This is a genomic window from Paracoccus sp. N5 (assembly GCF_000371965.1).
In the GTDB taxonomy this organism is placed as follows: domain Bacteria; phylum Pseudomonadota; class Alphaproteobacteria; order Rhodobacterales; family Rhodobacteraceae; genus Paracoccus.
In genome coordinates this window covers 528,586-537,555 of record NZ_AQUO01000001.1, presented here as the reverse complement: position 1 = coordinate 537,555, position 8,970 = coordinate 528,586, and the positions used below count along the sequence as shown (strand labels likewise).

10 protein-coding genes are annotated in these 8,970 nt (G+C 69.8%); 5 read left to right on the top strand and 5 right to left on the bottom strand.

The genetic code is table 11. The annotated features are described in order from the left end of the window. Positions 1 to 8: 8 nt before the first annotated feature. A complete protein-coding gene (locus PARN5_RS0102720; protein ID WP_017998262.1) occupies positions 9 to 1,277 on the bottom strand; it encodes a folylpolyglutamate synthase/dihydrofolate synthase family protein in 1,269 nt (422 codons plus the stop codon). A gap of 10 nt (positions 1,278 to 1,287) precedes the next feature. After that, a complete protein-coding gene (gene accD, locus PARN5_RS0102715; protein WP_017998261.1) occupies positions 1,288 to 2,223 on the bottom strand; it encodes an acetyl-CoA carboxylase, carboxyltransferase subunit beta in 936 nt (311 codons plus the stop codon). A gap of 82 nt (positions 2,224 to 2,305) precedes the next feature. Between accD and cls the strand changes: the two genes are divergently transcribed. The 4 genes from cls to PARN5_RS0102695 all read left to right on the top strand — a co-directional run bounded on the left by cls (position 2,306) and on the right by PARN5_RS0102695 (position 5,375). Further along, a complete protein-coding gene (gene cls / locus PARN5_RS0102710) occupies positions 2,306 to 3,742 on the top strand; it encodes a cardiolipin synthase (protein ID WP_232419289.1) in 1,437 nt (478 codons plus the stop codon). A 10-nt stretch (positions 3,743 to 3,752) separates the two neighbouring features. Next, a complete protein-coding gene (locus PARN5_RS0102705; protein WP_017998259.1) occupies positions 3,753 to 4,076 on the top strand; it encodes a 4a-hydroxytetrahydrobiopterin dehydratase in 324 nt (107 codons plus the stop codon). A 109-nt stretch (positions 4,077 to 4,185) separates the two neighbouring features. After that, positions 4,186 to 4,971, top strand: coding sequence for a DUF6478 family protein (locus PARN5_RS0102700; protein WP_017998258.1), 786 nt, complete (start codon positions 4,186 to 4,188; stop codon positions 4,969 to 4,971). Positions 4,972 to 4,985: 14 nt separating this feature from the next. Beyond that, entirely contained in the window at positions 4,986 to 5,375 is a 390-nt protein-coding gene (locus tag PARN5_RS0102695) for a hypothetical protein (RefSeq protein WP_017998257.1), read from the top strand. Between the two features lie 4 nt (positions 5,376 to 5,379). On the opposite strand, the gene PARN5_RS0102690 is transcribed toward PARN5_RS0102695, so the two are convergent. Next, the gene (locus PARN5_RS0102690; protein ID WP_017998256.1) at positions 5,380 to 6,099 is read right to left on the bottom strand and encodes a GNAT family N-acetyltransferase; all 720 of its coding nucleotides are present in this window, start codon (positions 6,097 to 6,099) and stop codon (positions 5,380 to 5,382) included. Beyond that, on the bottom strand, positions 6,096 to 6,836 hold the full coding sequence (locus PARN5_RS0102685; protein WP_017998255.1) for a molybdopterin-binding protein: 741 nt from the start codon (positions 6,834 to 6,836) through the stop codon (positions 6,096 to 6,098). The genes PARN5_RS0102690 and PARN5_RS0102685 overlap by 4 nt, the downstream gene beginning before the upstream one ends. A 108-nt stretch (positions 6,837 to 6,944) precedes the next feature. On the opposite strand from PARN5_RS0102685, the gene map reads away from it, so the two are divergent. Continuing rightward, entirely contained in the window at positions 6,945 to 7,748 is an 804-nt protein-coding gene (gene map, locus PARN5_RS0102680; RefSeq protein WP_017998254.1) for a type I methionyl aminopeptidase, read from the top strand. A 186-nt stretch (positions 7,749 to 7,934) separates the two neighbouring features. On the opposite strand, the gene PARN5_RS0102675 is transcribed toward map, so the two are convergent. Next, positions 7,935 to 8,954: a LacI family DNA-binding transcriptional regulator gene (locus PARN5_RS0102675; RefSeq protein ID WP_017998253.1), complete on the bottom strand. Its 1,020-nt coding sequence runs from the start codon at positions 8,952 to 8,954 to the stop codon at positions 7,935 to 7,937. Between the last annotated feature and the right edge of the window lie 16 nt (positions 8,955 to 8,970).

The following is an 8,970-nucleotide window of genomic DNA, read 5'->3' as shown; positions in this document are numbered from 1 at the left end:
AAGCCGCGTCAGCCGTTTTCGCGCAGCACCTGGCCCGCGAGATAGAGCGAGCCGCAGATCAGGATGCGCGCGCCGGGGTGGGCGGCGGCAAGGTCGCGCACCGCTGCAAGCGCATCGGCGGCGGTGCGGGCCGGGAGGCCGACGGATTGCGCGGCGGCGGCGGTTTCCTCGGCCGGCAGCGTGTTCGGCTCGCCCGGGATGGCCACGGCGGTCAGGCTTTGCGCGGCGCCGGCCAGCGGGCGCATGTAGCCGGCCACGTCCTTGGTGTTCAGCATGCCGCAAACCAGATGCGTGGGCTTCTTTGCCATGGCCGAGAGCGTCGCCGCCACCGCCTCGCCGCCGGCGGGGTTGTGGCCGCCGTCGAGCCAGAGCTCGCAAGTCCCGGCCGCCTCGACCAGCGGGCCGTGCGCCAGGCGCTGCATGCGGGCCGGCCATTCGGCCTCGGTCACCGCGGCGCGGGCCTCGATGCGGCCGAAGCCCAGCTCGCGCAGCGCGGCGATGGCGGTGCCGGCGTTCACGATCTGATGCGGCCCCGGCAGCACCGGCAGCGGCAGGTCCATCAGCCCGTGGTCGTCCTGGTAGATCAGCGCATCGCCCTCGCGCCGGCTGTCCCAGTCCTGGCGGGCGATGCGCAGCGGCGCGAAAAGCCGCTCGGCCTTCTGCTCGATCACGGCGCGGGCGGCGGGTTCCTGCGGCGCGACGATGCAGGGCACGCGGCGCTTGAGGATGCCGGCCTTTTCGCCGGCGATCAGCTCCAGCGTCTCGCCCAGGTATTGCGTATGGTCGATGCTGATCGGGGTGATGACGGTCAGGGCCGGGCTGTCGATCACGTTGGTCGCGTCCAGCCGGCCGCCGAGGCCGACTTCCAGCAGCGTGTAGTCGGCGGGCGTGCGCGAAAAGGCCAGGAAGGCCGCCGCGGTGGTGATCTCGAAGAAGGTGATCGGCGCGCCGCCGTTCGCGGCCTCGCATTCCTCGAGCACTGCCGCCAGCTCGGCCTCGGGGATCAGCTCGCCCGCCAGCCGGATGCGTTCGTGGAACTGCGCCAGATGCGGCGAGGTATAGGCGTGGACGCGCAGGCCCGCCGATTCCAGCCCGGCGCGGATCATCGCCTGGGTCGAGCCCTTGCCATTGGTGCCGGCGATGTGGATCGCGGGCGGGATGCGGCGTTCCGGGTTGCCGAGCGCCGCCAGGATGCGGTGCATCCGGTCCAGCGACAGGTCGATGACCTTGGGGTGCAGCTGCATCAGCCGCGCGAGGATGGCGTCCGAACCGGTCATGGCGCCGCGCTCAGGCCGGAGTCGCGGCGGGGGCGGGCTTTTCGGCATGCGCGGTCGCGATCTGGCCCGGGGCGGGCAGGTCGCCCACCACCGGCGCCGGCAAGCCGCCCAGCATGCGCAGGATCGAGATCAGTTCCTCGCGCAGCTTCTTGCGATGTGTCACCCGGTCCAGCATGCCGTGCTCCAGCAGGTATTCGGCGCGCTGGAAGCCCTCGGGCAGCTTTTCGCGGATGGTCTGCTCGATCACCCGGGGCCCGGCGAAGCAGATCAGCGCGTTCGGCTCGGCGATCTGGATGTCGCCCAACATGGCATAGCTGGCGGTGACGCCGCCGGTCGTGGGATGGGTCAGCACGACGACATAGGGCAGCTTCGCCTCTTTCAGCATCTCGACCGCGACGGTGGTGCGCGGCATCTGCATCAGCGACAGGATGCCCTCTTGCATCCGCGCGCCGCCGGCGGCCGAGAACAGCACCAAGGGCCGCTTCAGCTTCACGGCGCGTTCGGCGGCGGCGATGATGGCATTGCCGACATACATGCCCATCGAGCCGCCCATGAAGGAAAAGTCCTGCGCGGCGGCGACGATCGGGGTGCGGCCCATCTCGCCCTCGGCGACCAGCATCGCCTCTTTTTCGCCGGTTGATTTCTGCGCCGCCTTCATGCGCTCGGGGTATTTCTTCTGGTCGCGGAATTGCAGCGGGTCGGCGATGGGTTCGGGGACCTTGACCTCGTTGAAGACGCCGCCGTCGAACAGCGCGGCGAAGCGCGCGCGCGGGCTGATCGCCAGGTGGTGGTCGCAATTCGTGCAGACGTTCAGGTTGTCGGCCAGTTCGCGGTGAAACAGCATGGTGCCGCATTCCGGGCACTTGGTCCAAAGATTCTCGGGCACTTCGCGGCGCGAGAACAGCGAATTGATGCGCGGACGCACATAATTGGTGATCCAGTTCATCGGCGGCCCCCTTGGTGCTGCGGTCTGGGGCTGACTTAGGCAAAACCGGGCGGAATTGCAATTCCGCGCAGGCCGGGGTTTCATGCGCCGCATGTGGACGCAGTTCGCCGTGTTTCTTCATTACGCAGTCGCGCTGGCGGTGTCGGTGCGGGTGCTTCTGCGCCCCCGGCTGGAGCCGACGGTGCGCCTGTCCTGGATCCTGGTGATCGAGCTGGTGCCCCTGGTCGGCATCGTCGCCTATATCCTGTTTGGCGAGATCCGCCTGCGCGGCGCCGAGGTCGAGACCATGGCCAGCGTGCGCTCGCGCCTGTCGGGCCTGTGGCAGCCCAGTCCCGAGGCGGTGCGCCAGCCGCCGAAATTCGCCGCGCCGGTGATCGCGGCGAATCGCGCCACCACCGGCTTCGGCGCCGTCGCCGGCAACCGCGCCACGCTGCTGGCCGAGGACGACAGCGCCATCGCCGATCTGGTCGCGGCCATCGACGGCGCGCGCGAGCATCTGCACATGCTGTTCTACATCTGGCTCGACGATGCCGCCGGCCGCTCGGTGGCCGAGGCGGCGATCCGCGCCGCCGGGCGCGGCGTCAAGGTGCGCGCGGTGATCGACGCCTTCGGCTCGCGCGCCTTCGGCCGGTCCGAGGCCTGGGCGGCGATGCGGGCGGCGGGCTGCGAATGCGTCGAGGCGCTGCCCATGGGCCTGCCGCTGCTTGGCGCGCTGTTCCAGCGCATGGACCTGCGCAACCACCGCAAGATCGTGGTCATCGACCACCTGCTGGGCTTTACCGGCAGCCGCAACTGCTCGGACAGGGCCTTTGCCATCAAGCCGCGATTCGCGCCCTGGATCGACGTGTTCCTGCGCATCGAGGGGCCGGTGGTGCGCCAGATGCAGGCGGTCTTCCTGCAGGACTGGATGAGCTATACCGGCGAGGACCTGGGCGACATGCTGCGCATGGTGCCGCCGGTGATGGCGCCGGGCGTGATCGGCCAGGTGGTGGCGACCGGACCGGACGACCGCCAGGGCTCGCTGTCGGATTGCATGGCGACGATGATCTATGCCGCGCGCAAGCGGCTGGTCATCACCACGCCCTATTACGTGCCCGATGCCTCGCTTGATTCGGCAATCCGCACGGCGGCGCGGCGCGGGGTGGACGTGACCATGATCGTGCCGGCGATCAACGATTCGCTGGTGGTGCAGGCCACCTCGGAAGGGTTCTATTACGGCCTGGTGTCGGCCGGGGTGAAGCTGATGCTGTTCCAGGGCGGGCTTCTGCATGCCAAGATCATCACCGCCGACGGCGAGATGGCGATGATCGGCAGCGCCAACATGGACCGCCGCAGCTTCCAGCTGAACTATGAGATGAACATGCTGCTGGTCGGCCCCGAGGTGACCGGGATGCTGGACGAGCGCCAGGAAAGCTATATCGCCCGCGCCACGCCGATCACCCTGGCCGAGATCCGCGCCTGGCCGCTGCGTCGGCGGCTGCGCAACAACCTGCTGGCGCTGGCCGCGCCGATCCTGTGAGGAGGATGCCATGACCGCACTGGCCGAGGGAAAGATCGTCGACGGCGCCCCGGCGCTGCCGCAGGCGGAGCTGCGCGCGGCGCTGGCCGGGTTGCCCGGCTGGGTGCTGGCCGAGGACGGGCGCTCGATTCGCCGCGAATGGCGCTTCAAGTCGTTCAAGGCGGCGGCGCAGCTTGCCAACCTGGCCGCCTGGCAGGCCGAGGCGGCCAACCACCACCCCGACATCGCCTTCGGCTGGGGCTTTGCCAGCGTCAGCTTCTCGACCCATTCGGCGGGGGGCGTGACCATGAACGACCTGGTCATGGCGGCGCGGCTGGACGCGGTGGCGGGCTGATCCGCAACCGCCGCGTGTTTCGTCCGCAGCCGGCCTTGCCCCCGCCGCGGTCCGGCCCTATCCAGTTCCTGCGGCGCCAAGGGGCGCGGGCGGGCAACAGGGACACGGCATGGCGATGCGTCCTCGCAAGTGGATCGAACGGAAAACCCGCGAGGGTGCCCTGCGGCAATGGACGGCGCTGGCCGACCAGGCCGAGAACCTGGGCCCGAGCCGGCTGCGCAACCTGCGCGACGAGGCGCTGGGCCTGCGCGCCAGCCTCGACCGTTTCCTGATCCGCGCCGACCGCCGCGCGGCGCGCTCGCGCGCGGCGCTGGATGCGCTGCACCTGCCGGGCGGCACCGACTGGCGCTGGCGCCCCGCCTTCATGGCCGGGCAGATCTCGCCCCGCGGCGTCGCCGGCCCCGAGCCGGGCGGCATGCTGGGCGAGGGTGCCGCGCTGTGGCACGATTGCGCCGAGCGGGCGCTGATCCTCGAGCAGGTCGGCAATGCCGCCGCGACCGACCTGTCGCCCTTCGGCATCAGGCTCGAGGTCTTCGGCTTTTCCGGCAGCTTCCTGTCGCTGTCGATCGACCTGCCGACCAGCGCGCTCTCCGGCCTGACCCGCAGCCATGTGCTGCGCTTGGAAACCGGCATCCTGGCCGAGCGCGCGATCAATGTCTATGCCCGGCTCAACATCGGCCATGGCCCGAACATCGACGAGATGACCCTGGCGCTGCAGGGCTTCCAGCCCGGCCAGCCCAGCCAGCAGGTGACGGAATTCGACCTGGCCTATACCCAGATGAACGAGAAGCGGCTGGAAAAGATCTGGCTCGACCTGATCTTCGAGCAGCCGCGCATGAACGCGGTCCAGATCCGCGAGCTGTTCCTGTCGCGCCACCTGCGGGCAGAGCTGTGATGCAAGGAAGCAAGATGAGCGATTTCGAATCCCTGGGCCTGCGCAGCGGCATCTGGCAGGGCGTGCTGCGCCGCGACGCGGCTCCCGGACGGCTGGTGCTGGTGCATATGGGCAACCGCCTGGCCGAGGCCCATGCCACCGAGGAGCCGGGCGGCGGCTGGCGCATCGCCGCCGCCATCCCGCCCGAGCGCCTGTCGGACGGGGTGCAAAGCTTCCTGCTGGTCGAGGATCAGGGCGCCGAGGGCGAGGCCCCGCAGCCCGGCGCAGAACGCCTGGGCAGCCTGACGCTGATCGCCGGCGACTTGCTGGACGACGACCTGCACGCCGAGCTGGCCCTGATGCGGGCCGAACTGGAGCTGGTCAAGAAAGAGCTGCGCCGGCTCGCCGCCGCGGTGGCGGGCTGAGGGTTCAGTCCCGGCTCCAATAGCCGTAGCCGCCCAGTTCGGCGAAACCCAGCCGGTCGTAAAGCGCGCAGGCTGGGGTGTTCGCGCGGCTGACCGCCAGGGCCAGCCGGGTCGCGCCCTGCGCCTGCGCCCATTCCGCCGCCCGCCCGATCAGCCAGCCCGCGACGCCCTGGCGGCGCAGCGCCGGCACCACCTCGATGGCATGGATCATGGCGACCGCCCCGTCCGCGGCCACGAAGGCGGCGCCGGCGGCGCGGTCCTGCACCCGGCCCAGAAGCGCGGTATGGGGCAGGGTGACGCGCCGCATGGCCGCCTGCCGGCTTTCCGGGATGGCGCCGGCGGCCCAGATGTCGGCCTGAATCGCCAGCGGCGGCCAGATGTCGAAGGAACTCAGTCGCGGCCGCGCCGCCTGGGCCAGCACGGCGCAATCGGCGGCCATGACCGCGGTGGGGTTGCCGTGGCGAAAGCCCTCGGCCGCCAGCGCCTGCTCCAGCGCCGCATCGCCGTCGGTGACGCGGAACAGCGGCCGCTCGCCCCAGCCGCGTTGAAGATCGGCGATGCGGGCGATGGCGGATGCGTCCCAACCCGGTCCCAGCGCCCGGGCCGAGCTGACCCGGCCGCCGCCGCCCTGGCCGCGCCCGACGCGAAAGCCGCCGGCCTCGGCATATTCGGCGGCGGGCCAACTCGTCTCGAAGACGCGGGCGATCTCGGTATCGGCGATCACAGCGCGAGCCTTTCGCGCAGTGCGGTCATGGCATCGGTGACGCGCTTGCCGTCCAGCCCGCGGATCACCAGGCTGGTGCCGTAACGCTGGCCGCGCTGGAACGGATAGGAGCCCAGCGACAGGTCCGGAAAGGACTCGGCCACCTCGCGTAGCCCGTCGGCCACGTCGGATTCCGGCCGCAGCACCTCCAGCGCCTCGCTGACCGAGGGGCGGCCGGTCGGCAGCCCGTCCACGATGGCCTCGACCATGGCGCGAAACACCTCGGGGACGCCGGCCATGACATAGGTATTGCCGATGTGGAAGCCGGGCGCGGCGGAATGGGCGTTGGGGATCAGCGCCGCGCCCAGCGGGATGCGGGCCATGCGCAGCCGGTTGCCGGTGACCTCGACGCCGCGCGCCTCCCAGCGCTCGACCATGACGCGGCGCGCCTCCTCGTTGATCTCGATGCCCACGCCAAAGGCGTCGGCCACCGCGTCGGCGGTGATGTCGTCATGCGTCGGGCCGATGCCGCCACTGGTGAAGAGCATGTCCCAGGCCCCGCCCAGCGACTTGTCCAGCGCGCGGATCGAGGCCACGATCTGGCCGTGGTCGTCGCCGACGATGCGCACCTCGCGCAGGTCGACGCCGATGCTGTTCAGCACTTGCGACAGATGATGGGCATTGCCCTCGCGCGTGCGGCCGGACAGGATCTCGTCCCCGATGACCAGGATGGCGGCGGTGGGATTGTCGGATTGCATCGGCGCTCCTCGCGTTTTCGGCTGTCGGCCAATGTATAGGTCCGCGCACGGGGCTGGAACAAGTGGCGCCATGGGACTATCTGTGGGAGACAGGAACACGAGGACGCCATGAACGACGCACGCCAGACCCGCGAGGGGATCCGCATCCACGACCCGCAGGACTTTGCCGGCATGCGCGCGGCGGGCCGGATCGCGGCGCAGATCCTCGACGAGGTCGGCCCGCTGGTCCAGCCCGGCACCACCACCGGGGCACTGGACGATTTCATCCGCAACCGCGTGACCGAGCTCGGCACCATCAGCGCCACCATCGGCTATCGCGGCTACCAGCACGCCAGCTGCATCAGCGTGAACCACGTCGTCTGCCATGGCATCCCCGGCGACAAGATCCTGGCCGATGGCGACATCCTGAACATCGACGTGACGGTGATCCTGGACGGCTGGTACGGCGACAGCTCGCGCATGTATGTCGCGGGCAAGCCCAGCGTGAAGGCCAAGCGCCTGATCCAGGTCACCCATGACAGCCTGATGAAGGGCATCGAGGCGGTCCGCCCCGGCGCCACCTTCGGCGACATCGGCTGGGCGATCCAGAGCTATGTCGAATCGAACCGCATGTCGGTGGTGCGCGACTTCTGCGGCCACGGTCTGGGCCGCACCTTCCACGCGCCGCCGAACGTGCTGCACTTCGGCCGCCCCGGCAAGGGCCCGGTGCTGGAAGAGGGCATGTTCTTCACCATCGAGCCCATGGTGAACCTGGGTCGGCCCGAGACCAAGATCCTGGCCGACGACTGGACCGCGGTCACCCGCGACAAGTCGCTCTCGGCCCAGTTCGAGCATTCCATCGGCGTCACCGCCATCGGGGCCGAGATCTTTACCCTGTCCCCGGGCGAACTGTTCTTCCCCAGCTTCGACTAAGGCGAAGCGGCGGCGTTGCCCGGCCCGGGCTTCTTTGCTCCTCAAATACCCATGCGGCAGCGCAACCGTCGCTGTCGCATGGGTATTTGCAAAACAGTGAAGGCGCAGCACATCGCGCCGCATCCAGGCCGGTGCCCGTTTTCACCGTTTTCCAAATACCCCGGCAAGGCGGCGCGGGCAGCAGCCTCAACGCTTGCGGATGGTCTCGCCCGGCATGATCGTCGGCGCCAGGGCGATGACACCGCTCTCGGGCGCCGGTTCCTTGCCCGCGACGATGCGCGCCGCGCGCCGGCCGATGTCGATGCGCCGGGCATCGGTGGTGGTCAACCGCATCGGCAGCCCGTCCAGCAGCTCGACGCCGTTGAAACCCGCGAGCCCCAGCTTGCCCGGGATGTCGTAACCCTTCTCCATGCACCACAAGAGCCCGCCGGCCCCGATCATGTCATTGGAGAAATACAGGAAATCCAGGTCGGGTTCGCGCGCCAGGATGCGCTCGGTCAGCTCGCGGCCCTTGTGCAGCGACGAGCCACCCTGGTAATATTCCCGCGCTGCCAGCTGCAGCCCCTCTTCGGCCAGCCGGGCCTCGAAGCCGGCCAGGCGTTTGCGGGCGCGGTGATCCTCGGGCATATGCGTGCCGATGAAGCCGATGCGGCGATAGCCGGCGGCGAGGATCTCCTCGGCCATCTCGGCGCCGGCGCGGCGATGGCTGATGCCGACCGCGGTGTCGATCGGATCGCCGTCCACGTCCATGATCTCGACCACCGGCAGGCCGGCATTGTCCAGCATCGCCCGCGCCGCCTTGCTATGCTCGAGCCCGGCCAGGATCACCCCCGAGGGCCGCCAGCTCAGCATGTCGTAAAGCACCGCATCCTCGCGCGAGGGGCTGTAGTTCGTCACCCCCACCACCGGCTGCAGCCCGGTATCGTCGAGTTCGGCCGAGATCCCGCCCAGGACATCGGGAAACACCATGTTCGACAGCGAGGGGATGATGACCGCGACCAGGTTCACCCGCTGGCTGGCCAGCCCGCCGGCGATCTTGTTCGGGACATAGCCCAAGGTGCGCGCGGCGGTCAGCACCTTCTCGCGCGTCGCGGCCGAGACGTCGCCGCGGTTGCGCAGCACGCGGCTGACGGTCATCTCGGACACGCCCGAGGCTTCCGAAACGTCGCGCAGGGTCAGGGGGCGGCGGGGTCTTTTCGTATTCATGACAACTACCGGAACG